Source organism: Streptomyces sp. NPDC013187, assembly GCF_042899705.1.
GTDB lineage: Bacteria > Actinomycetota > Actinomycetes > Streptomycetales > Streptomycetaceae > Streptomyces > Streptomyces hawaiiensis_A.
On sequence record NZ_JBIBAF010000014.1, the window covers coordinates 229,193 to 252,066 of the forward strand.

Below are 22,874 nucleotides of genomic sequence, written 5' to 3' on the forward strand. Positions count from 1 at the left end.
ACCCGTACACGCCCGGCCGCTCATGCCATTGCGTCCTTCTCCTCGCTCGTCCCGCCCCGGGTGTCCGGAACCGGTTGGGGACCGCCGTCGGCCGCAGGGGAGCCGACGGGGTCCGCCCCGTCAGCGAACACCGCCCGGTACTCCGCCAGCCGCCACAACTCCTCGTGCCGCCCCACCGCCCGCACCCGCCCGTCGTCCAGCCACGCCACGGCATCGGCGCACGCGGCCGTCGCGCCGCGGTGGGCGACCAGGAGCCGGGTGCTGCCCGGGCCGTCGCCGAAGAGCGCGTCGGTGATGTGGCGTTCCGTCACCGTGTCGAGGCTGGAGAGGGCGTCGTCGAGGATCAGCAGGCGACCCCCGTGTGCGAACGCCCGGGCGAGGCCCAGCCGTTGGGACTCGCCGCCGGAGCGGGGGGCGTCGGCTACGGCCGTGCCGTATCCGTCCGGGAGACGGCGCACGAAGTCGTCCGCGAGGGCCGTGCGTGCCGCCTCACGGATCCGGCCGGGGGAGGGGGACGGCAGGCCGAGGCCGATCGCCTGCTCGACCGTGCCGCCGAGGAGGGCGGGGCGGGCGAAGGCGTATCCGACGGCGCCGCGCAGGTCGTCGTGCGGCAGCTCGCGCAGCGGCACACCGTCGAGGAGCACCTCGCCGCCGTCCGGGTCGGCCAGCCGTCCGGCGAGCGCGGCCAGCAGCGACTTGCCGGAGCCGGACCGGCCGACCACCGCCAAAGTCGTGCCGCCCGGCACGTCGAGGTCCACCCCGTCGAGCACGGTGCGTCCGCCGCGCCGGGCCGTCACCCCGCGCAGCTCCAGCCGCCCGGGGCCTTCGGGCAGCCGGCGGACGCCGTACGCGAGGGCGGGCTCGGTCTCGACCTGGCCGAGGCGCCGGGCCGCGGCCCGGGCCCGGGCGAGGCCCGCAAGCTGCCCGACCAGCACACCGACGCCGGTCGCGAGCACCGCGTACCGGGAGGCCGCGAGCACCTCGCCCACCGAGAGCCGGTCCCGGCCGAGCAGGACCCCGGCCACGGCGACGACCGAGAGTTGCAGCAGCGGCGCCACGGCGACCGCCCGGGCCGCGGCCCGGCCCTGCACCCGCCACATGCGGTGCCCGGCCCGGGACAGATCGGGCAGCGGCCGCAGCACACGAGCCGCCTCCCGGCGCTCCGTGCCGGCCGCCCGGACGGTGCGGACCCCTTCGACGGCCTCGGCCAGCGCGGCCGCGATCCGGCCCTGGGCCTGCTGATAGCGCGACGCGCTCTCGGAGGTGTCCCGCGAGACGGCGCGCAGGAGAAGGGCCAGCACGGGGGCTCCGGCGAGGAACACGGCCGCGAGCCACCAGTCGATCAGCGCCAGCGCGACCACCCCGCCGACGGGGCCGGCGAGCGCGGCCGGCAGCGCCGCGCGGGCCGCCGGAGTGGTGCCCGCCTCCGCTGCGTTGCCGACCAGGCGCGCGACGAGGTCACCCGAGCCGAAGCGGTCCACGGCGCGCGGTCCGACGCCCAGGACGTGCCCGGTCAGCCGACGGCGCAGCCATGCGGTGGTGCGGGCGTCGACGGTGCCGGTGAGGACGGTCTGGGCCGCGTCGAGCAGACCGAGCAGCAGGACGAGGCCGGCGCAGTAGAGCACCCAGTGGGTGGCCGGGGCGTGCGCCAGCAGAAGATCGAGGGCCCTGCCGAGCACGGCCGGAAGCAGCAGTCCGCCACCCGTCGCGGCGATGCTCACCAGGCACAGCGCCACGCAGCGGGACCCGCTGTACCCGGTGGCCGTGCGCAGCAGCGTGCGCGCGTGTCCGGCCGCCGGGTCGTCGTCGCCGCGCGAGGTCATACGGGCCTTTCCTGGAGCGGGAAGGACCCCGGGCGGCCCCTCCCCGAAGGGAGAGAGCCGCCCGGAGCGAGCAGACCGTGGATCAGAGACAGAGCAGAACGCTCGCGGCGCTGATGCAGGAGAGCAGGCTCACCGTGCTGTTGCCGCCGCCGGTCGTGCGCTCTTCGGTCTCGATGGTCTGCAGGTCGAGAAGTGCCATGGTGTGTCCTTCCATTGGGTGTCCGTCCGTGGTCATCCGTGGGGACGGGGTTGGATCACGACTCCGCGGGTTCGCGGAACCGCGTCAGTGGGGCCGCCTTCCGGGCGGCGGGAGGAACGGCAGGTGGGCGTCGGTCGCCGGGTCGAGGGCCGCGCCGAGCGCCAGCAGGCACCCTGCCGTTCCGGTGGCGAGGTCCATGGAGAGCCGCATCATCTGGTGGCCGGGGAAGGCGAGCTGGCCCTGGTAGGCCATCGCGAACCAGCCGAGCCCGGCGATCTGCGCGGCCAGCCGGTCCTCGGTCGCGCCCGGGGTGGTCGTGCGGCTGAGGTGCAGGATCATTCCGGCGCGGCCCTGGAAGAGGCCGGGCTGCGCGTAGAAGCGGGAGGTGGCCGCGGTGAGCACACCGGCACGGGCCGTCTCGAACTCCCCGGCGAGGCCGGGGGAGTGGGCGACGAGGTCGTCGAGGACCATGCCGAGGCCCGCGCTGCCGTCGCCGAGGTAGGGCAGGGTCCGCCAGCCCTCGTCGACCTCCAGCGACCCGTTCTCGCGGGTCACGCAGGACGCCAGGTCGCGGCGCAGGGCCACGGCCGCCGCCTCCAGCCAGGCCTCCTCGCCGGTCCACTCGTACTGCCGCAGCATGAGCAGGGCGGCACCGCTCGCGCCGCGCAGCAGTCCGGCGCGCGGCCGGGACGTGGCCGGGACCGGCTCGGTGAGGCGCTGGACGAGGATCCGCGCGGCCTCGTGGGCCCGCTCGCCCAGCTCCGCCTCGCCGGTCGTACGGGCCAGCTGCCCGAGGACGAGACCCAGCCCGGCCAGTCCGCCGTGCAGGTCGGAGGAGAGGTTCTGCCACCGCTCGGCGAGGATGCCCTCGACCAGGTCCAGAGCCCGCTGCCGGTGCCCGAGCCGGTCGAGGACCAGGGCGACGCCCGCGAGGCCGTCGTACAGGCCGAGCGGGGTACCGACCGGGGCCGGTGCCGTGCGGTCCAGCAGCCAGCGCTCGCCCTCCTCGTACCGTTCGGCGCCGGCCGCGTCCAGCGCGAACAGCACCCCCGCCGCGCCGTGGGCGATCCCGAGCCCGCCGCCGTCGGAGAACTGGGCGACGTCGCCGGGGAAGAGCCGGTCGTCGCGCTCGGGGGTGGCCGAGGCGAGGATGGCCTTGACCATCGAGTCGCGGCTGTACGGCCAGTCGCCCGGATCCACCGGCGCGGAGGGAGCGGCCACCGTACGGCCGGACACCTCCCGCGTGATCTCGGCGACCGCCTGGTCGAGGAACTCCCGCGGCACGTCCGGGAACTGCTGCGAGATCACCTCCGCCAGGTGCGCCGCCTTGCCGCGGTCGACCACGAACAACGTGGTCACCGGCAGGAACAGGGCCAGCCGCAGACAGGCCAGCGCGTAGCGGTCGATGTCGGCGCCCCGGCGGTCCGGCGGCGCGAAGAACCCCGGGTGGGCGACGACCTGGCGGCCGTTCTCGCCGACGGGCGCCGCGGCCTCGAAGTCGAGGAGGAACACCGTTTCCTCGTCCGGCGCGACCATGATGTTGAAGACGTGCAGGTCGTTGAAGACGATGCCCCGGGCGTGCACCGCCGCCACGGCCTCCTCCACCCTGCGGTGGATGCGCAGCGCCCAGGCCGTGTAGGAGGCGACGGCCTCCGCGTCGGGGTCCTGGGTGAGCAGGGGATGCCGCTCGGCGAAGAAGGAGTTGAGCGGGCGGCCCTCCAGGAAGTCCATCACCAGGAAGCGGTGCCCGCCGAGCTCGAACCAGTCGCGCACCTCAGGAACCACGCCGGTGCCCGCGACCTGCTCCAGCGCCCGCTTCTCCCGCTCCAGCCGGGCGATCGCGTCGGCGCCGTCCGAGGCGAGCCCCGCGTGCGGCCGGCCCTCCTTGAGGACGACCTTGCGCCCGTCCCGGGTGTCGGTGCCCGCGTAGACCCCGCCGCCGTTGGAGAAGTGCAGCGCCTTCTCGATGCGGTACGGCAGCTCGCCCGTCGTCGTGTTGTTCCGCGCGTCGAGATGCGGCTGGAGGAACGCCGGCAGCGTCACCCACTCGGGCACCTGGAAGGACGGCGACCGCCGGTCCGGTACCAGCCGCCCCTCGCCGTCGCGCACCGCCGGCACCAGCGAGCCCCGCTCGTCCACGACGAACGCCCGCGCGAAGGCGCCGTAGCGCACGTACAGCGGCCCCTCGCCCCAGCGCAGGTCGGTGAGGATGTACGGCCCCTCGAATCCCTCCAGCAGGGCGCCCAGCTCGCGCAGCACCTGGTGCAGCTGCTCCTCGTCGGCCGGGTAGACGGTGACGAACTTGCCGCTGCCGTCGCGTGGCGCGTACTTGGTGTTGCGCAGGTGGAGCAGGTGCGGTCCCGGCACGAACTTGAAGGGGACGCGCCGCTCGACGCAGTAGTCCCACACGATCCGGGCGATGTCCTCCGCGTTCGCCCGGGTCGCCGAGGCGTGGATCTTCCACCCCTGGGCCGGGCCCTGCAGCGGTTCGCCGTCGGGGCCGAGCGGCGTCATGGTCTGCCAGTCGCCGATACGGGCCGACTCCCAGCCCTCCGGCAGCGGCCGGCGGGCCGTCTCGTAGAGGTGGGCCGCAGTCCCCTGCCCGCCCTGCGTCAGCCGGTCCGGCGTCTCGTAGAAGTGCCGGTCGGCCAGCGCGTACACCTCGTACCGCTTGTCCATGCGTCCCCCTCCTGACGAGCACCGAGCTTTCCAGCCACCAGCCGGGCACGCACAGTCACGCCTGTCACGAGAACACCGTGCGGAACGCATGCGTTAAGACATGTTCGGTTTCATTCGAGCGACCGGGTCAGCGCCGGTCCACGGACCGCCCACAGGGGCTGCGCAGGTGTCTCATTAGCGCTGTAATGGCCAACGTGGTCAGTCAGGGCGCACAGGAGCGCGGAACGCGGACACTGCGTGCCGAAGGTGCCCTCAAGGCGATCGCGATCGATCAGCAGTCGCCCGAACGGCTGCGCCGAGTCCTGGAACAGGCCCTCGTCTTCGCCGGTGCGGCGCTCGCCGCCGTCTACGCGCCCAGCGAGGACGGCGAGCTGCTGTGCCTGATGGAGTCGGCCGGAGTCCCGAGGACCCTGTACGGGCTGCGCGACAGCTATCCGCGCGCCGGGCGGTCCCCCGTCGCCGAGGCCCACCGCCGCGGACGGCCGGTGTCACTGGGCCCGGCGGAACTCGCCGAGTACGCCCAGGCGCGGCGCGTGCCCTCCCGGGACTTCTTCCTGACGGCCCTCCCCGTACAGGGGGACGGCGGCTGCCTGCTGGCCGTGAGCGAGCGCCCCGAGGGCTTCGGCGCCGACGACCTCGAATGCCTGCAGCTCATCTCCGACGCGGTCGCCTTCACCGCCCCGGCCGCGCCCGCGGAGGCCGGCGAGCTGCCCCCGAGCGCTTTCACGCTCGCCATGGACACCGGCCGGGTCCGGGTCGGCGACGACCTGCTGGACCTGTTCGGCCTGGACCCGGTGGAGTTCGACGGCCGGGTCGAGACACTGCTCAGCCTCACCGTCCCCGAGGACCTGCCGTCGCTGATGTCCGTGGTGGAGGCCGACCACATGTCCATCGGCGACCGGGAGCTGGAGTTCCGGGTGCTCCAGCCCGCCGGGCCGCCGAAGTGGCTCCGGCTGCGCGGGCGCCTGCTGCCCGGCGGCGAGGGCCGCCCGGCACGGCTCGTGGGCACGGTCGTGGACGTCTCCACGCTGCGCTCCGACGTCACCGACGTGGCCCGGGTCCAGCGCCTGGCCGCCGCGCTGGCCACCGCCGTCACCGTCCGCGACGTGGGCAAGGCCGTGGTCGCCGCGCTGCGCAGGCCGCTGCGGGCCGACCGGATCGCCCTCGCCGAGCTGGAGAGCGAGCGTCTCGTCGTCACCGTCCTCGACCCGCCCGAACCCGAGGCCTGGCCCGAGCTGTGGCGGTCGGAGTGGCGCACCGAGTGGCCCGACGCACCCGTGCGTGCGATGCCCACGCTCGCCGCGGCGCTGCGCGAGGGCCGCGCCCGCATCTGGCCCGCCGGCAGCCCCCTGGAACGCGCGCTGGCCGAGGTCGGCCCCGGCGGCCTCGCCGTCCTGCCGCTGCCCGCCGGCAACCGCATGGCCGGCGCCTGCCTGATCGGCTGGGACACTGCGCACGACTTCGGCACCGACGAACGCGCCCTGCTCACCGCCTGCGCAGGTCTCGCCGGACAGGCCCTGGTCCGGGCCCGGGCCTTCGACGCCGAGCACGAACTCGTCGGCATGCTCCAGCGCCAGCTGCTGCCGCGTAGCCTGCCCCGGCTGCCGGGCGCGATGGCCGTCGCCCGCTACTTGCCGAGCACGGCCGGGCTCGAACTCGGCGGCGACTGGTACGACGTCATCCCGCTGCCCGACCACCACGTCGCCCTCGTCATCGGCGACGTCCAGGGCCACAGCGCCGGCGCCGCGACCCTCATGGGCCAGATGCGCACGGCCCTGCGCGCCTACGCCGTCGAGGGGCACCCGCCGGACGTGGTGGTCGCCCACGCCAACCGGCTGCTGACGGACATGGAGAGCGACCTCTTCGCCACCTGCTGCTATGTCGACGTCGACCTGGAGGAGGGCGCCGCCTGGTGTGTGCGGGCCGGGCATCTGCCACCGGTACTGCGCTACCCCGACGGCCGGACCGAGATCGCCGAGGCCGAGGGCGGCCCGCCTCTCGGGGTGGTCACCCGGGCCGACTTCCCCATGAGCCCGCTGCGGCTCCCGCCCGGCACGGTGATCGCCCTGGCCACCGACGGGCTCGTGGAGACGCCCGGCTCCGACATCGACGAGGGCATGGCCCACCTCGCCGGGCGGCTGGCGGACGCCGCACCCGCCGACCTGGGGCTGGTCGCCGACGCCCTCCTGGGCGACGCCCCGCGCAGCGACGACGTCGCCCTGCTTCTGTTGCGCTACGACGGCATGGACCTGCGCCCGCTGCGGGAGAGCTGGACGGTCTGGCGGGTGCCGCAGGCCGTCGGGCACGCCCGCCGCTTCGCCCGGCGCACCCTGCGCTCCTGGGGCGTCACCGCCGAGTACGACGCCGCCCTCCTCGTCGTCTCCGAACTCGTCACCAACGCCCTGGTGCACACCGACGGCAAGGTCCGCATGGACCTCACCCTCGTCAACGACCGTCTGCGCATCGCCATCGCCGACGCCTCACCCCGCTCACCGGTCAGACCGACCAGCATCGGCTGGGAGGCCACCGGTGGCAGGGGCATCCTCCTCGTCGAGGCCCTCGCCGCGACCTGGGGCACCTTGCCGGTCAGCGGCGGCAAGCAGGTGTGGGCGGAACTGCCCCTGGGGCGCTGAGCACCTCCGGCTCGGGCGGGCCCGACCGCTCAGCCCAGCCGCTTCAGCAGTTCCTCCGCCAGCGGGGCCGACGACGCGGGGTTCTGGCCCGTGACCAGATTGCGGTCGGTGACCACGTGCGGGGCCCACGGCTCCCCGGCCCGCACGGTCACGCCGGCCTCGGTGAGGCGGTCCTGGAGCAGCCAGGCGGCACGGTCGGCGAGGCCGCCCTGGACCTCCTCGGCGTTGGTGAACGCCGCGACCTCGTAGCCGGCGAAGACATTGCGGCCGTCGGCCCCGACAGCGGCCAGCAGCGCGGCCGGCCCGTGGCAGACGACACCGAGCGGCCTGCCCGACTCCAGGGCCCGGGCGAGCAGCCGGCCGGAGTCGGCGTTCACGGCGAGGTCCTCCATGGGGCCGTGGCCACCGGGGTAGAAGACGGCCGCGTAGTCCTCCAGCCGGACGTCCTCGAGCCGCACGGGATGCCGCAGCTCGGTGAAGGACTCCAGTGCCTTCGCGATCCGGTCGGCGTTCTCCTGCCCCCCGTTCACCTCGGGAGCCAGGGACGCCCGGTCGACGGGGGGCTCGACACCGCCGGGCGTGGCCACGACGACCTCGTGGCCGGCGGCCCGGAAGGCCTCGTACGGGGCGACGGCCTCCTCGGCCCAGAAGCCGGTGGGGTGCCCGGTGCCGTCGGCCAGGGTCCAGGTGTCGGCGCCGGTGACGACGAAGAGGATCTTTGACATGGTCGGTGGATCTCCAAGAGACGGGCCGCGGGCGAACAACGCGGCGATGGCTCGGACGATGACGACCGTAGGCGCCCGGACCGCAGGTTTTCCAATGGGCTGCCCCATGGCAGCCATAGGTTTTCCCATGACAGAGCGCGCTAGGGTCGGATCGTGTGAGGCCCATCGACCCCCTCGGCACGACCGGCACCCCCGCGCAGCCCGATCTCAACCTGCTGCGCACCTTCCTGGCCGTCTACCGGTCCGGTTCCTTCACGGCCGCCGCGCGATCGCTCAGCCTGTCCCAGCCGACCGTCACCACGCAGATCCGCTCGCTGGAGCGGCAGACCCGCCGGGAGCTGTTCGAACGGCTGCCGCGCGGCGTCGCCCCCACCGCCGTGGCCCATGAACTCGCGGCTCGGGTGGCGGCCCCCCTCGACGCCCTCGCGGCAGCCACCGGTCACGGCCCCCGGGAGGAGACGTACGCCGAGCCGGTCCACCTGGCCGGGCCCGCCGAGCTGCTCTCCACCCGGGCCCTGCCCGCCCTCGCCCCGCTGGTCACCGAGGGCGTACGGCTGCGCGTCTCGATGGGACTGACCGAGCCGCTCCTCGACGAGCTGCGCGCCGGCCGCCATGACCTGGTGATCGCCACCACCCGGCCCCGCGGCCGCACCCTGTCCGCGGTGCCGCTGACGGACGAGGAGTTCGTCCTGGTCGCCGCCCCCGCCTGGGCCGATCGCGCCGCCGGGCGCACGACCGCCGACGGACCGGCCGCGCTGCACGACGTACCGGCCGCGTTGCACGACATCCCGCTGATCACGTACGCCGAGGACCTGCCCATCGTGCGCCGCTACTGGCGGCACGTCTTCGGCCGCCGCCTGAACTGCCGCGCCGCCGTCTCGGTGCCGGATCTGAGGGCCGTCCTGGCCCTGGTCACGGCCGGTGCCGGGTTCAGCGTGCTGCCGCGCTACCTGTGCGCCGGAGAACTGGCGTCCGGTGCCCTGGTCCTCCTCGACGCCCCCGAGGACGCGCCGATCAACACCGGCTTCCTGGTCCAGCGGCCGGGCACCTCGGACAACCCGCACGTCACCCTCGTCCGCGACCGGTTGCTGGAGGCCGGCCGCACCTGGTGATGCCGCGGGACGACGGGGTACCCGGCATGGCGCAGGACGGAGAATCCGCCACGAGCCGAAGGAAAAGGAAGAGACAGATCATGGCTCAGCATGTCCGCGACATCATGACCGGCGACCCGGTCACCGTCGAGCCGCAGACCTCCGTCGCCGAGGTGGCTCGCATCATGCGCGACGAGGACCTCGGGGCCGTCCTGGTGACGGACGGCGACCACCTTCGAGGCCTGGTCACCGACCGTGACCTCGTGGTGCGGTCGGTCAGCAAGGGCGGCGACCCGGAGCGGATCAGTGTGGCCGGCGCGTGCAGCGACGAATTGGTCACCGTCAGCCCCGACGAGGAGCTGGCCCAGGCGGTGGAGCTGATGCGCGAGCACTCCGTGCGCCGCATCCCGGTCGTCGACCACGGGCACCCCGTGGGCATCGTCTCCCTGGGAGACATGGCCATGGAGCGCGACCCCGGGTCGGCGCTCGGCGACATCAGCGCCGCGCGCCCCAATGCCTGACAGAACATCCCGTCGGACGGTCCCGCGCCCCCGGAAGGGGCGCGGGACCGTTGCGTGCGGCCCGAACGCCGGGTGGGGGAAAGGGACTTCGACGCGGCCGTGCAGGTGCCCCATGCCGGGTTTGTTCGGTTTTTCGCCGGGCACTCGAACAGCAGCGGAACCAGAAGGAAGATGATGAGTCGTGGAGTCCATGGACACCAGTGAGAAGCCCGTCGTCCGTCAGTACGAGACCGGCTGGTCGAAGGCACGCCGTCTGCGCGGAAAGGCCGCGCTGCGGACCTGCCTCCCCGCCGTGGGGGACCGGGGCACTCCCGGGACGGTGCGCTCGGGGTCGGAGTGGAACATCGTCCGGGGTGAGGACTGATCCCCCCTGACACTTCCTGATACCTCTCCGCAGGACCGCACGGTGACGAGCGGAGCAACTCCGCGCATCGGCAACCAGAAGAAGTGATGTTCACATCCGCCGGTTCACGACTAAGGTGAACCGAATGAAGGCTCTCGTGCTGTCCGGCGGCGCAGGAACAAGACTGAGGCCGATCACGCACACGTCGGCCAAACAACTCGTACCCGTGGCCAACAAGGCCGTGCTGTTCTACGGCCTGGAGTCGATCGCCGAGGCCGGCATCACCGACGTGGGCATGATCGTCGGTGAGACGGCCGCGGAGATCGAGGAAGCGGTCGGGGACGGGTCGAAGTTCGGCCTGGACGTCACCTACATCCCCCAGGAGCGGCCCCTCGGGCTGGCCCACGCGGTGCTGATCGCCCGGGACTACCTCGGTGACGACGACTTCGTGATGTACCTCGGCGACAACTTCATCGTCGGCGGCATCACCGGCCTCGTCGAGGAGTTCCGCGCACACCGGCCCGACGCCCAGATCCTGCTCACGCGCGTGGCCGACCCGCGCGCCTTCGGCGTCGCCGAACTCGACCCGTCCGGCCAGGTGATCGGCCTGGAGGAGAAGCCCGACCAGCCCAAGAGCGATCTCGCGCTGGTCGGCGTCTACATGTTCACGCCCCTCATCCACGAGGCGGTCCGCGCCATCGAACCCTCCTGGCGCGGCGAACTGGAGATCACCCACGCCATCCAGCACCTCATCGACACCCGCGCCGACGTGCGCTCCACGGTCATCAAGGGCTACTGGAAGGACACCGGCAACGTCGGCGACATGCTCGAGGTGAACCGCACGGTCCTCGAAGCCATGGAGCGCCGCATCGACGGCGAGGTGGACGACACGTCGGAGACCATCGGGCGCGTCGTGCTCGAAGAGGGCGCGAGAATCGTCAACTCCCGCGTCGTCGGGCCCGTCGTCATCGGCTCGGGCACCGTCGTCAGCAATTCCTACGTCGGCCCCTTCACCTCCGTCGCCGAGAACTGCCGGATCACCGACAGCGAGCTGGAGTTCTCCATCGTGCTGCGGGACTCATCGATCCAGGGCGTCGGCCGCATCGAGGCCTCGCTGATCGGCCGGCACGTCGAGGTGACTCCCGCCCCCAGCGTCCCCAGCGCCCACCGCCTCGTCCTCGGAGACCACAGCAAGGTGCAGATCACTTCATGAACCTCCTCGTCACCGGCGCCGCCGGGTTCATCGGCTCCCGCTACGTCCGGGCCCTGCTCGCCTCGGACGCGCCCGACGCGCCGCGCATCACCGTGCTGGACAAGCTCACCTACGCCGGCACCCTCGACAACCTCGAACTGACCCACCCACGACTGGAGTTCGTGCAGGGCGACATCTGCGACGCCGAACTGGTCGACAAACTGATGGCCGACGCGGACCAGGTCGTGCACTTCGCCGCCGAGTCCCATGTCGACCGCTCGATCAGCGGCGCCGCCGACTTCGTCCGCACCAACGTCCTCGGCACCCAGACCCTGCTGGACGCCGCCCTGCGCCACGGCACGGGCCCCTTCGTGCACGTCTCCACCGACGAGGTCTACGGCTCCATCGAGTCCGGCTCCTGGCCGGAAAACCACCCGCTCCAGCCCAACTCGCCGTACTCCGCCTCCAAGGCCTCCTCCGACCTGCTCGCGCTGGCCTACCACCGCACCCACGGCCTGGACGTGCGCGTCACGCGCTGCTCCAACAACTACGGCCCGCACCAGTTCCCCGAGAAGGTCATCCCGCTGTTCGTCACCAACCTCCTCGACGGCCAGAAGGTGCCGCTGTACGGCGAGGGCCGCAACGTCCGTGACTGGCTGCACGTCGACGACCACTGCCAGGGCGTCGACCTCGCCCGCACGAAGGGCCGGCCCGGCGAGGTCTACAACATCGGCGGCGGCACCGAACTGACCAACAAGGAGCTCACCGGCCTGCTCCTGGACGCCTGCGGGGCGGACTGGGACCGGGTCGAGTACGTCGAGGACCGCAAGGGTCACGACCTGCGCTACTCCGTCGACTGCACCAAGGCCCGCGAAGAACTCGGCTACCGTCCCCGCCACGACTTCACCACCGGCCTCGCCGAGACCGTCGCCTGGTACCGCGACAACCGTGCCTGGTGGGAGCCCCTGAAGCAGCGCGTCGCCCAGGAGCGGGCATGAGGTGGCTGATCACCGGTGCGGGCGGGATGCTCGGCCGTGACGTCGTCGAGGAGCTGAAGAGCCGCGGCGAGAGCGTCGTCGGCCTCGACCGCGCCGCCCTGGACATCACGGATCCCTCGGCCGTCCACGCCGCCGTACGGCAGCACCGCCCCGACCTCGTCGTGAACTGCGCCGCCTACACGGCCGTCGACGACGCCGAGACCGACGAGGCCCGCGCCCTGGAGATCAACGGCGACGGCCCGCGCCTGCTGGCCCGGGCCTGCGCCGCGCACGACGCCCGCATGATCCACGTCTCCACCGACTACGTCTTCTCCGGCGAGGCCCGCACCACCCCCTACCCGGAGGACCACCCGACCGGCCCGCGCACCGCCTACGGCCGCACCAAGCTGGCCGGGGAGCGGGCGGTGCTGGAGGAGCTCCCCGGCGCGAGCGCGATCGTGCGCACGGCATGGCTGTACGGCGTCCACGGCGCCAACTTCGTCCGCACCATGATCGGGCTCGAGGCCCGCCGGGACACCCTCGACGTCGTCGACGACCAGCGCGGGCAGCCCACCTGGAGCGCGGACGTCGCCGAGCGGATCGCCGACCTCGGCCCCCGGCTCGGCCCCGAGGCGCACGGGATCTTCCACGCGACCAGCACCGGCGAGGCCACCTGGCACTACCTCGCCCGCGAGGTGTTCTCCCTCATCGGCGCCGACCCGGACCGGGTGCGCCCCACCAGCAGCGCGGCCTTCCCCCGGCCCGCGCCCCGCCCGGCGTACAGCGCCCTCGCCCACGGACGGTGGCAGGAGATCGGCCTGCCACCGCCGCGCGACTGGCGCTCCGCCCTGCACGAGGCACTGCCCCGCATCCGCAAGGAGATGTCCCAGTGAGACGGCACGGGTTCCTGCCCCGTGCGGCGTGGCGCGCCGAGCAGCGCCGAATGTCAGCCGCGGCGACGCGTACGTCACGTCGACGCGCGTGAGGCGTTCCCGCCCGCCCGCCCGGCGTCGGTCACGCCACCTCGCAGCCCACCGACAGTGAGTCGCTCCACCGTCCGGTGTCCGACCGGTAGGCCCCATGAAAGGAAACGCCCCCGCGATGTCGATGCGTACGATTGTGAAGTCTGCCTTGGGCGAGAAGAACCTGAGGGTTCTGCGCCGACTGAAGAAGCGCCTCTCCGGCCAGCCGGCCAAGCCGACCGGCCTCGCAGCGATTTCCGGCGATCTCAACAAGCTGGCCGTGCATTTCAAGACGGACAAGTGGGGAACGCACCGGTACACCCAGCACTACCAGCGCCATCTCCAGCACCTGAAGAACGAATCGTTCAACCTCCTGGAAATCGGAATCGGCGGTTACAGCCGGGCCGGCCAGGGCGGGGCATCGCTGCGCATGTGGAAGCACTTCTTCCCGAAGGCGCAGATCTTCGGAATGGACATTCATGACAAGTCTTTTGTCGACGAAGACCGCATCACGACGTTCGTCGGCGACCAGTCCGACCCCGCGTCCTTGAACGCCGTCGCCGACAAGATCGGCGAACTGGACGTCATCATCGATGACGGCAGTCACCGCAGCCCGCACGTGATCACGACGTTCGAGACGCTCTTCCCCCGGCTGAAGGACGGCGGCATCTACGTCGTCGAGGACACGCAGTCGTCATACTGGCCCGAATGGATGGGCAGCGAGGACCTCGACGCCCGGCACACCAGCATGGCCATGCTGAAGCGGTTGACGGACGGGCTGAACTACGAGGAATTCGTGGATGAGAACTATCAGCCGACCTACACGGACCTCAACGTCGTCGGCGTGCACTTCTACCACAACCTGGTGATCATCGAAAAGGGCAGGAACGCCGAAGGCAGCAACAAGCGGAGTGCGCTGAAGCAGCGCTACGCCAAGTCCTGACCCCGGCGAGTGCGAACAAGACCCTCCCGCCGGGTCTGCTCGTCGGCTGTTCCGGCGGCATTTCCAAGAGCGAGGTCGGGCCGACAACGTCACTCCGGCCGGCAGCGGGCAGAGCCCGGCAACCGCCGGGCTCTGCCCGCTCGAGCTGCAGAATCAAGCACCTGTGCGACTGAAGTGCGAGCTCAGCTGTTGCGCCGCCCCCGCAACCGCTCGTAGTGGGCGGCGCAGTCCGCGTACGCGGGAAGCAGTCCTGACTGCTCCGCCTCAGCCAGCGACGGCGCCGCGGCGTCCTTGTCGGACAGCACCGGCGTGATGCCCTCGGGCCACTCGATGCCCAGGGCCGGGTCGAGGGGGTGGATGCCGTGTTCGCGGCCCGGGGCGTAGCCCTCCGAGCACAGGTAGACCACCGTCGCGTCGTCCGTGAGGGCCATGAAGGCGTGGCCGAGGCCCTCCGCGAGGAACACCGCGTGCCGCGTGTCGTCGTCGAGCCGTACCGCCTCCCACTTCCCGTAGGTGGGGGAGCCCACGCGGATGTCGATCACCACGTCCAGGACGGCACCGCGTACACAGGTCACGTACTTGGCCTGGCTGGGCGGTACATCGGCGAAGTGCACGCCCCGCAGCACGCCCCGCCGCGAGACCGAGCAGTTGGCCTGGGCCAGCGACAGGTCGTACCCCGTCGCCTCGCGGAACTCCGCACCCCGGTACCACTCGTGGAAGCTGCCCCGGTCGTCCGGGAAGATCTTGGGCTCCAGGACCCAGGCGCCCTCTATCCCCAGGGATCGCATACCGTCACCGTCCTCCGGTCCTGATACGGGAATTCACCTTCCGGCGCGCGGCGCCGAGCACACGTCGCGCGCGCCGGGCCAGCCGCAGCGCGGCACCGGGCCCCGGCGCCGGCGTCACCAGCACACTCCCGCCCCCGGCTCGCAGCGCGAACGGCAGGCCGGCGAAGCGAGCCCCCTCGGCGTCGGGGTTCAGGCACACGGCCACCCGCCAGACGTCGCCCGACAGGTCCTCGGCGGGCAGGTCCGCCGCCAGCATCGAGCCCGGCCGGTCCGCGTCCGGGGACAGCGTGCCCGGCACCTCCAGGATCCGGCGGGAGGAGACGAACCTCAGCCGCACGTCGGTGTCGCCCGTGACGTGCACCGGGAGCAGGACCTGGAACCGCTCGTCGGAGACGCTGACGTCGCCCAGTTGCACGCGGCCCAGCCCGAGACGCTTGCCGCGCGGGCGGAGCTCCAGGGAGAGATTGCCGTGCGGTTCGGTCCAGTACGGCAGGACCGGGCGGTCGCCGACCACGGCCGCTTCCGGGGTGGGCCGGTCCTCGCGTGGCGCCGGACCCAGCCGGCACTCCTTGGTCCAGCCGCCCGTCTTCACCCGGACGAGGGCGTCCCAGGCGCCGTCGCGCGGCAGGGCGGCCGGGTCGACGGTGGCGGTCGCCCGCAGCACCAGCCGGACCTCCTCGCCGTCCCCGACCGGCACGGTCTCGCGCGTGAACTCCACCGGCTGGAAGTACTGTGCGGCGCTGGAGCGCTCCCGCAGCAGCAGATCGGCCGTGGCCTGCCCGAACCGCGCGGCGGTCTCCGAGGCCACCCATCGCACGGCCTCGGTCACGTCCTTCGGCACGTCGGTCAGGGGCGCTGCCTCGGCGCCGGCCGGGAACAGCATCGGCTCGCCGCCGGACAGGTACTCGGCCGTGAAGTCGACGTGGAGCAGGCCGTCGCGCCATGCGATGTCCCCGGGGGTCGCCCGGGGGGCGACGCCGGCCTCCCACTCCGCGAAGGCCACCACGTCGTCGTACCGGTCGGCCGCCGTCAGCGCGGCCACGACCTGCTGCGTCGGCTGCAGACCGGCCGCGACACCGGGCCCGAAGCGCTCGACGACGACCTCGTGGATCTCCGCGAACAGCTCCCTGCGGTAGTCGTCCGGCAGGTTCAGCAGGCGCCGGGACCGCAGCCGCTCCACCATCTCCACCCGCAGCCAGCGCCGGAACAGCCGGTCCCGCACCGGGCCGGGCTCGGTGTACCGCTCGACGACGTCGAGGGCCTCGCGCAGGTTCCTGAAGTAGCCGACCGGGTCGAAGCGTTCGAAACCGGCGTTGGAGCCGTCGTCCCGCCGGAGGTGGTAGTAGCAGACGTAGTCGCTGAGGACGGACACGTTCTCCGCGCGCAGATACGCCTCGGCGATGAAGACGTGGTCCTCCAGACGCCGCCTGCCCTCGGGGAAGCGCAGGCCGATGCGGTCCAGGAAGGCGCGGCGGAACATCTTGTGCGGGGTGAGGCTGTCGATGAGCGGGGCGTTCTCGACGGTGGCGCGCGGATGGTTGCGGCGGAACAGTTCCACCGGCACCCCGCGGCCCTTCCCGGCCATCTTGCCCACGACGACGTCGGCGCCGTTGGCCACGCCGTACTCGTACATCCGCTCCAGGGCCTCGTCGCCCAGGTAGTCGTCGTTGTCGACGAACATCACGAACTCGCCCCGGGAGGCCTCGATGCCGACGTTGCGGGGCTTGCCCGACCAGCCGGAGTTCTCCTGGTGGATGACCTTCATCCGGGGGTCCTCGGCGGCGAGCGCGTCGAGCCGCGCCGGCGTCTCGTCGGTCGAGCCGTCGTCGACGAAGATCACCTCGAACTCGTCCGGAGGCAGCGACTGCCGCTGCAGCGAGGAGATGCAGTCCTCGATGTAGATCCCCGGGTTGTAGACGGGGATGATGACGCTGACCTTGACCGGCATCGGGTTTCCGGGCCCCTTCGGGTCGCTCGCCGTAGACGTCCTGTTGTAGTGCGTGTCGCCCGATGCTAACCCGCTCGGCGAGGCCGCCTCACCTTTCGAGACCTCGCCGTGATCATCTCCACCGACAGGGCAACTGAGCTGCGGTGTCTGTCTGTTCGCGGTCAAGCGGGTTGCGGGCCGGAGCGGCCCGCAGCGCCTAGGCTGGGAACGTGCGCCTGCTTCTCATGTCGGATACCCACCTGCCCAAGCGCGCCAAGGTCCTCCCCGACCCCCTGCTCGCCGAAATCCCCCACGCCGACGTCGTGTTCCACGCCGGGGACTGGGTCGACACCGACACCCTCGATCTGCTGGAGGCGCGCTGCCGCAGGCTCGTCGGGGTGTACGGCAACAACGACGGGCCGGAGCTGCGCGCCCGGCTGCCGGAGGTGGCGTACGCGGAACTGGAAGGGGTGCGGTTCGGCGTGATCCACGAGACGGGCGCCAAGCAGGGCCGGGAACAGCGGTGCGCCGCCCGCTTCCCCGGGCTGGACGTGCTGGTCTTCGGCCACAGCCACATCCCCTGGGACACCACGGCCCCCACCGGCCTGCGCCTGCTGAACCCGGGTTCCCCGACGGACCGCCGCCGCCAGCCGCAGTGCACGTACATGACCGCCACGGTCGCCGACGGGCTGCTCACGGACGTGGAACTGCACCGGCTGCCGCCCCGCGCACCGCGCTGAACCGCCCGGCCGGGCCCGTGACATGATCGCCGCATGGCTCAGGACGAGGGGTACCTCCTGGACAACCGGCAGTCCGAGGCCGGAACGCGCTTCGACGCGCTGGCAGCCCTCTTCGACGCCTCGACGTTCCGGCACTTCGAAGCGGCCGGGATCGCCGAGGGGTGGCGGTGCTGGGAGGTAGGGGCCGGCGGGCCGAGTGTGGCGGCCTGGCTGCGCGAGCGGGTCGGGCCGGGCGGCCGCGTGCTCGCCACCGACATCGACGTGTCCTGGACCGGCACGACCGCCACCGAGGGCGTAGAGGTGCTCCGGCACGACGTCGGCCGCGACGACCCTCCGCCCGGCCCCTTCGACCTGGTGCACGCCCGTCTCGTCCTGGTCCACGTCACCGAGCGCGAGGCCGCGCTGCGCTCCATGGTGCAGGCCCTGCAGCCCGGGGGAGTGCTGCTGGTCGAGGACGCCGATCCCGCGCTGCAGCCGCTGATCTGCCCCGACGAGCACGGCCCCGAGCAGCAGCGGGCCAACCGGCTCCGCACCGGTTTCCGGGAACTGCTGCGGCAGCGGGGTGCCGACCTTTCCTACGGGCGCAGACTGCCCCGGTTGCTGCGGGAGGCGGGCCTGGTGGACGTCGAGGCAGACGCCTACTTCCCCGTCACCTCGCCCGCCTGCGACGTCCTGGAGGCGGCCACCGTCCGGCAGGTGCGGGACCGGCTCGTCGCCGCGGGCCTCGCCACGGACGAGGAGATCGACGGGCATCTCGCCGCCGTCGAGGCGGGACGCCTGGACCTCGCCACCTCGCCGATGATCTCGGCGTGGGGCCGCAGACCGGCGGGCAACGGCTCTCAGTGACTCGTCCAGGGCCCTTCCGTGAAGCCGGCGCTGTCGAAACCGGGCTCCAGTTCCACACCGGTGGCGTTCAGGAAGAAGGCCACCATGTGGTACTGCCCCACCAGCATGACGATCTCGATCAGTTCGGCCTCGTCGAAGTGCTCGGCCAGACCCGCCCAGGTGGCGTCGGACATCGTGGCATCGCGGTTCAGCTCGTCCGCCGCGCGGATCAGGTGCCTCTGGAGGCCCGTCCAGCCGGGTGCCCCCGGCCCTTCGCCGATGCGGTCGATGTCCGCGTCCGCGACGCCCTCGGCCCTGGCCAGGGGGAGGTGCCGCCCCCATTCGTACCGCGAGCCGGTGTTCCACGCGGTGCGCAGGATCAGTAACTCGCGCACGTCTCCCGGCAGTCGGCCGCTGACGAGCAGCTGGCCGCCGAACGGCAGGAACTGCGCGTAGAGATCGGGATGGCGCACGAGCGTGGTGAAGATGTTCGGGATCCGGTCCCCGGGGTCGTGGGGAGCGAAGGCCAGCAGGTCCTGGGTCCTCGGGTCCCTCTCTGCCTCGGGGAGCGGCGTCAGCCGTGGGCGGGTCGGTCGGGCGGCTTCGTGGCGCTGCGGCATGGCGGCCTCCAGTCTCCGGGGGACTCACCCTAGGAGACCGCGCTCAGCGCGTGGAAGGCCCGGAGTGGTCAGCAGGCCGGGTCGAGGAGGATCTTGCGGACGCCGGCGGAGCGGCTGGCGAACAGTTCGTACGCGGCCGGGCCTTCGGAGAGGGCGAAGCGGTGGGAGACCACGGCCTCGGGCCGGAGCCGGCCGGCCCGGGTGAGGGCGATCAGGGGAGGGAGTTCGTAATGCACCGAGCACAGCCCGATGGCGAACTCCAGTTCCTTGACCTGCGCCAGGTACATGTGGAACGGGAACGCCTTGTTCTGGCTGACGCCGATGACGCTGACCCGGCCGGCCTGCCGGACGGCCTTGAGGGCGAGTTGGATGGTGGCGTCGGACCCCACCGCCTCCACCACGGCGTCCGGCCCGCGGCCGGCGGTCATGTCCCGGACGGCCGCCCGCGCGTCGTCACCCTCGACCGGCTCGACGCCCAGCCCGGCGGCGAAGGCGCGGCGCTCCGCGACCAGGTCCACGCCCAGCACCCGGGCCGCGCCCATCGCGAAGGCGGACTGGGCGGCCATGAGGCCGACCGGGCCGAGGCCGATGACCAGGACGGTCTCACCGGGCTGGATGCGGGCACGGCGGCAGCCGTACCAGGCCGTGGGGGCGTTGTCCGTCAGGACGACGGCGGCGTCGTCGGAGATGTCCTCGGGCAGGTGCACCAGATTGACGTCGGCACAGGGCACGGCCAGGAGTTGGGCCTGGCTGCCCGGGAGCTTCCGGCTCACTCCGTAGCAGAGCTCCGTGCTCGACGTGGCGCGCTCGCAGCGGGCGGTGAACCCGGCCGCACACTGCCCGCACTGCGCACAGCCGACGGACGCGGGCACCAGAACACGGTCGCCGGGCTTGAACCGGGTGACCTGGCCGCCGGTGTCGACGACCACGCCGACGCCCTCGTGTCCCGGTGTGTAACCCAGGTCCGGGCTGAAGGCGTTGCCGCCGTAGATGTGCAGGTCGCTGCCGCAGATCCCGGCCGCGGTCACCCGCACCACCGCGTCGGCGGGGCTGGTGACGACCGGGTCGGGGACCTCGCCGTAGCGAATGTCGTGACGGCCGTGGTAGGTCAGTGCCTTCATCGGATCTCTCCCTCCCCTCGGGCCCGGTCAGTCCGCGATCTTCAGCACCAGCTTGCCGCGGTTGTCGCCGCGGAACAGGCGCATCAGGGTCTCGGGGAACTCCGCGACCGAGCCGGACACCACGTCCTCCAGGGACTTCAGCCGGCTCTCCGCCCGCCACGCGGCCATCTGCGCGATGCCCTCCGCGTACCGGTCGGCGTAGTCGAACACCACGATGCCCGTCATGGAGGCGCGGTTGACCAGCAGCGACAGGTAGTTGGCGGGGCCTTGCGGCTTGGTGCTGTTGTACTGGGAGATCGCGCCGCAGACGACCACGCGGGCGCCGCGCGCCAGCCGCAGCAGCACGGCGTCCAGAACGTCGCCGCCGACGTTGTCGAAGTACACGTCGACGCCGTCGGGGGCGTGCTCGCGCAGGGCCTTGCGGACGTCCTCGCTCTGGTAGTCGATCGCGGCGTCGAACCCGAACTCGTCCACCACCATCCGGCACTTGGCCTCGCCGCCCGCGATGCCGATGACCCGGCAGCCGAGGATCTTGGCGATCTGCCCGACCACGCTGCCGACGGCCCCGGCCGCTCCGGAGACCACGACGGTCTGCCCCGGCTCGGGACGCCCGACCTCGATCAGGCCGAAGTAGGCCGTCAGACCCGACATGCCGAGCGTGCCGAGGTAGGTCGGCAGGGGCGCGGCCGCAGGGTCGACCTTGGTCACGCCGCGTCCGTCCGACACGCAGTACTCCTGCACGCCGAACGTGCCCGACACATGGTCGCCGACCGCGAACCCGGAATGCCGGGAGGCGACCACCCTTCCCACCGCACCGGCGCGCATCACCTCGCCGATCTCCACCGGGCGGATGTAGGACCTGCCCGCGTTCATCCAGCCGCGCATCGCCGGGTCGATCGACAGGCAGAGCACCTGTACCAGGAACTCCCCCTCGCCCGGCTGCCCCGCGGGCTCCTCGACATGCTCCCAGTCGGTGGGGCGCGGCTCTCCCACGGGACGCGCGGCCAGGCGTATCTGGCGGTTGATCATGCTCATCAGCGGTGACTCTCCTCGGCTGCATACCGTCCAGTCGGTACGGCGGTGAGCGTACGGGTGCCCGCCGTCCGGGGCAAGAGCGGATCCGCTACGACTTACGGATCGTGCCGGTGCCGGCACCGGGCAGGAGCTACTCCTGCCCCGGCACCGCCATTTCCCCGAGGAGCGACCAGTCGTCCTGCGGGACGTTCGCGTTCACGATGCGCGGCGTCTCGGCCAGATGCGGAGGCAGCGTCTGCTGCGCGGCCTTGAAGTGCGCGGACTGCACATGCGCGGCTCCGGCCTCGTCGTCGCGGAAGGCCTCGACCAGGACGTACTCCGACGGCTCGTCCACACTGCGCGACCAGTCGAACCAGAGGCAGCCGGGCTCGGCGCGGGTCGCCCGGGTGAAGTCGGCGGTGATCTCGGGCCAGCGGTCGGCGTGCTCGGGGCGGACGCGGAACTTGGCGGTGATGAAGATCATGGAATTCCCTTCGCTGGTGTGCTGACGGGGCGACACGATCGTACGAACCCGGACCTGACGGCGGCGTGACCGGAAGCGGCTGACGATCAGGAGGATCGGCGCGGGTGCACCGCCCCCTCCGTCGCGCTCAGCGGCGCGCCGCTGCCGCCCCAGCGCAGTGCCACGATCTCCGCGGCGACGGACACCGCCACCTCCTCGGGCGTACGGGCCCCCAGGTCGAGGCCGACCGGTGAGCGCAGCCGGGACAGCTCGCCTTCCGTCAGCCCGGCCTCGGCCAGCCGTGCGGCCCGGTCGGCGTGGGTGCGGCGGCTGCCCATCGCCCCGATGTAGGCGGCCGGGCGGCGCAGCGCTTCCGTCAGCAACGGCACGTCGAACTTCGGGTCGTGCGTGAGGACGCAGATCACCGTGCGCTCGTCGGTATCGGTCTCGCGCAGATAGCGGTGCGGCCACTCGGCGACCACCTCGACGCCGTCGGGGAAGCGCCGGGGCGTGGCGAAGACGGGGCGGGCGTCGCAGACGGTGACCCGGTAGCCGAGGAAGCCGCCGATGCGGGCCACGGCGGCGGCGTAGTCGATCGCGCCGAACACCAGCATCCGCGGCGGCGGTGCGAAGGACTGCAGGAACACGCTGACGGCGTCCTCGCGGCGCTGCCCCTCGGGCCCGTAGTGCCGCAGGCCGGTGGCCCCGAGCGCGAGTTCGCCGCGGGCGTCGGCGGTCACGGCCGCGTCCAGGCCGCTCGCGCCGAGCGTGCCGAGGGTCCGGTCCTGCCAGACGGCGAGGGCCGCCCCGCGCGGCGCCGGCCCGTCGGCCACGGTCGCCACGGTGACCGGCTCGCCCGCCGCTACCGAGTCCGCGACCGCGCCGAAGCCGGGATCCCGCTCGGGCGTGACGGCGCGCACGAGCAGCGTGATCTCGCCGCCGCAGGTCAGACCGACCGCGAAGGCGTCCTCGTCGCTGTAGCCGAAGGTCTCCAGCCGGGCCTCGCCGTCGGCGGCCACACCCTGCGCCAGCTCGAACACCGCACCCTCGACGCAACCCCCGGACACACTGCCCACGACCTCCTCGTCCGGGCCCACCGCCATCGCCGCGCCCGGGTCGCGCGGCGCGCTGCGGCTGACCTCGACGACCGTCGCGAGGCCGAACGGGACCCCGGCCGCGTACCAGCGGCCGAGCACCGGGAGAACGTCACGCACGAGCCACTCCTCTCCGTGGGGCACCCCGCCGGGTACCCCGGCGGCGGTTAATTCCGTTGTGACCCCCCGTGCCG

Annotated in this window: 21 protein-coding genes; 10 read left to right on the top strand and 11 right to left on the bottom strand. The window is 72.6% G+C overall.

Annotation, left to right across the window (positions count from 1 at the left end):
- Positions 1-20: 20 nt before the first annotated feature.
- The 3 genes from ACFY5B_RS28870 to lanKC all read right to left on the bottom strand — a co-directional run bounded on the left by ACFY5B_RS28870 (position 21) and on the right by lanKC (position 4,701).
- Positions 21-1,823 carry an ABC transporter ATP-binding protein gene (locus tag ACFY5B_RS28870; RefSeq protein WP_389974609.1) on the bottom strand — a complete coding sequence of 601 codons (1,803 nt, stop codon included), beginning with the start codon at positions 1,821-1,823 and terminating at the stop codon, positions 21-23.
- Between the two features lie 82 nt (positions 1,824-1,905).
- The gene (locus ACFY5B_RS28875) at positions 1,906-2,022 is read right to left on the bottom strand and encodes a SapB/AmfS family lanthipeptide (protein ID WP_104784284.1); all 117 of its coding nucleotides are present in this window, start codon (positions 2,020-2,022) and stop codon (positions 1,906-1,908) included.
- Between the two features lie 84 nt (positions 2,023-2,106).
- On the bottom strand, positions 2,107-4,701 hold the full coding sequence (gene lanKC / locus ACFY5B_RS28880; RefSeq protein WP_389974612.1) for a class III lanthionine synthetase LanKC: 2,595 nt from the start codon (positions 4,699-4,701) through the stop codon (positions 2,107-2,109).
- Positions 4,702-4,886: 185 nt separating this feature from the next.
- Between lanKC and ACFY5B_RS28885 the strand changes: the two genes are divergently transcribed.
- The gene (locus ACFY5B_RS28885; RefSeq protein ID WP_389974615.1) at positions 4,887-7,334 is read left to right on the top strand and encodes a SpoIIE family protein phosphatase; all 2,448 of its coding nucleotides are present in this window, start codon (positions 4,887-4,889) and stop codon (positions 7,332-7,334) included.
- Between the two features lie 29 nt (positions 7,335-7,363).
- Here ACFY5B_RS28885 and ACFY5B_RS28890 read toward each other — a convergent pair whose 3' ends face one another.
- Entirely contained in the window at positions 7,364-8,059 is a 696-nt protein-coding gene (locus tag ACFY5B_RS28890) for a type 1 glutamine amidotransferase domain-containing protein (protein WP_389974618.1), read from the bottom strand.
- A 155-nt stretch (positions 8,060-8,214) separates the two neighbouring features.
- Between ACFY5B_RS28890 and ACFY5B_RS28895 the strand changes: the two genes are divergently transcribed.
- The 7 genes from ACFY5B_RS28895 (at position 8,215) to ACFY5B_RS28925 (ending at position 14,088) form a co-directional block, all read left to right on the top strand.
- Positions 8,215-9,171, top strand: coding sequence for a LysR family transcriptional regulator (locus ACFY5B_RS28895; RefSeq protein ID WP_389974621.1), 957 nt, complete (start codon positions 8,215-8,217; stop codon positions 9,169-9,171).
- An 80-nt stretch (positions 9,172-9,251) separates the two neighbouring features.
- Complete coding sequence (locus ACFY5B_RS28900) at positions 9,252-9,671, top strand: CBS domain-containing protein (RefSeq protein ID WP_389974624.1); 420 nt, start codon at positions 9,252-9,254, stop codon at positions 9,669-9,671.
- Between the two features lie 190 nt (positions 9,672-9,861).
- Complete coding sequence (locus ACFY5B_RS28905) at positions 9,862-10,035, top strand: hypothetical protein (RefSeq protein WP_389974627.1); 174 nt, start codon at positions 9,862-9,864, stop codon at positions 10,033-10,035.
- A 124-nt stretch (positions 10,036-10,159) separates the two neighbouring features.
- Positions 10,160-11,227 (top strand): glucose-1-phosphate thymidylyltransferase, encoded by a 1,068-nt coding sequence (locus tag ACFY5B_RS28910; protein WP_389974630.1) that lies wholly within the window; start codon positions 10,160-10,162, stop codon positions 11,225-11,227.
- Positions 11,224-12,204, top strand: a complete 981-nt coding sequence (gene rfbB / locus ACFY5B_RS28915; RefSeq protein WP_389974633.1) for a dTDP-glucose 4,6-dehydratase — start codon at positions 11,224-11,226, stop codon at positions 12,202-12,204. Before ACFY5B_RS28910 ends, rfbB begins: the two co-directional genes overlap by 4 nt.
- Positions 12,201-13,076: a dTDP-4-dehydrorhamnose reductase gene (gene rfbD / locus ACFY5B_RS28920; RefSeq protein WP_389974636.1), complete on the top strand. Its 876-nt coding sequence runs from the start codon at positions 12,201-12,203 to the stop codon at positions 13,074-13,076. The genes rfbB and rfbD overlap by 4 nt, the downstream gene beginning before the upstream one ends.
- Before the next feature lie 208 nt (positions 13,077-13,284).
- Positions 13,285-14,088, top strand: a complete 804-nt coding sequence (locus tag ACFY5B_RS28925; protein ID WP_389974639.1) for a hypothetical protein — start codon at positions 13,285-13,287, stop codon at positions 14,086-14,088.
- 182 nt (positions 14,089-14,270) lie between these two features.
- Here ACFY5B_RS28925 and rfbC read toward each other — a convergent pair whose 3' ends face one another.
- Positions 14,271-14,876: a dTDP-4-dehydrorhamnose 3,5-epimerase gene (rfbC, locus tag ACFY5B_RS28930; protein WP_389974642.1), complete on the bottom strand. Its 606-nt coding sequence runs from the start codon at positions 14,874-14,876 to the stop codon at positions 14,271-14,273.
- A 4-nt stretch (positions 14,877-14,880) separates the two neighbouring features.
- Positions 14,881-16,824: a glycosyltransferase family 2 protein gene (locus ACFY5B_RS28935; protein ID WP_389974645.1), complete on the bottom strand. Its 1,944-nt coding sequence runs from the start codon at positions 16,822-16,824 to the stop codon at positions 14,881-14,883.
- A 209-nt stretch (positions 16,825-17,033) separates the two neighbouring features.
- Here ACFY5B_RS28935 and ACFY5B_RS28940 point away from each other — a divergent pair, with 209 nt between their 5' ends.
- A complete protein-coding gene (locus tag ACFY5B_RS28940) occupies positions 17,034-17,543 on the top strand; it encodes a metallophosphoesterase family protein (RefSeq protein ID WP_389974648.1) in 510 nt (169 codons plus the stop codon).
- Positions 17,544-17,576: 33 nt separating this feature from the next.
- Entirely contained in the window at positions 17,577-18,389 is an 813-nt protein-coding gene (locus tag ACFY5B_RS28945) for a methyltransferase domain-containing protein (protein WP_389974651.1), read from the top strand.
- Here ACFY5B_RS28945 and ACFY5B_RS28950 read toward each other — a convergent pair.
- The 5 genes from ACFY5B_RS28950 to ACFY5B_RS28970 form a co-directional block, all read right to left on the bottom strand.
- Positions 18,383-18,988, bottom strand: coding sequence for a carboxymuconolactone decarboxylase family protein (locus ACFY5B_RS28950; RefSeq protein ID WP_389974654.1), 606 nt, complete (start codon positions 18,986-18,988; stop codon positions 18,383-18,385). The two genes, ACFY5B_RS28945 and ACFY5B_RS28950, sit on opposite strands and share 7 nt — an antisense overlap.
- Positions 18,989-19,056: 68 nt before the next feature.
- A complete protein-coding gene (locus tag ACFY5B_RS28955) occupies positions 19,057-20,109 on the bottom strand; it encodes an alcohol dehydrogenase catalytic domain-containing protein (RefSeq protein WP_389974657.1) in 1,053 nt (350 codons plus the stop codon).
- A gap of 27 nt (positions 20,110-20,136) precedes the next feature.
- Positions 20,137-21,144, bottom strand: coding sequence for an NADP-dependent oxidoreductase (locus tag ACFY5B_RS28960; RefSeq protein ID WP_389974660.1), 1,008 nt, complete (start codon positions 21,142-21,144; stop codon positions 20,137-20,139).
- Positions 21,145-21,274: 130 nt separating this feature from the next.
- Positions 21,275-21,607 (bottom strand): putative quinol monooxygenase, encoded by a 333-nt coding sequence (locus tag ACFY5B_RS28965; protein ID WP_389974663.1) that lies wholly within the window; start codon positions 21,605-21,607, stop codon positions 21,275-21,277.
- 86 nt (positions 21,608-21,693) lie between these two features.
- Positions 21,694-22,800: an XdhC family protein gene (locus tag ACFY5B_RS28970; protein ID WP_389974666.1), complete on the bottom strand. Its 1,107-nt coding sequence runs from the start codon at positions 22,798-22,800 to the stop codon at positions 21,694-21,696.
- Between the last annotated feature and the right edge of the window lie 74 nt (positions 22,801-22,874).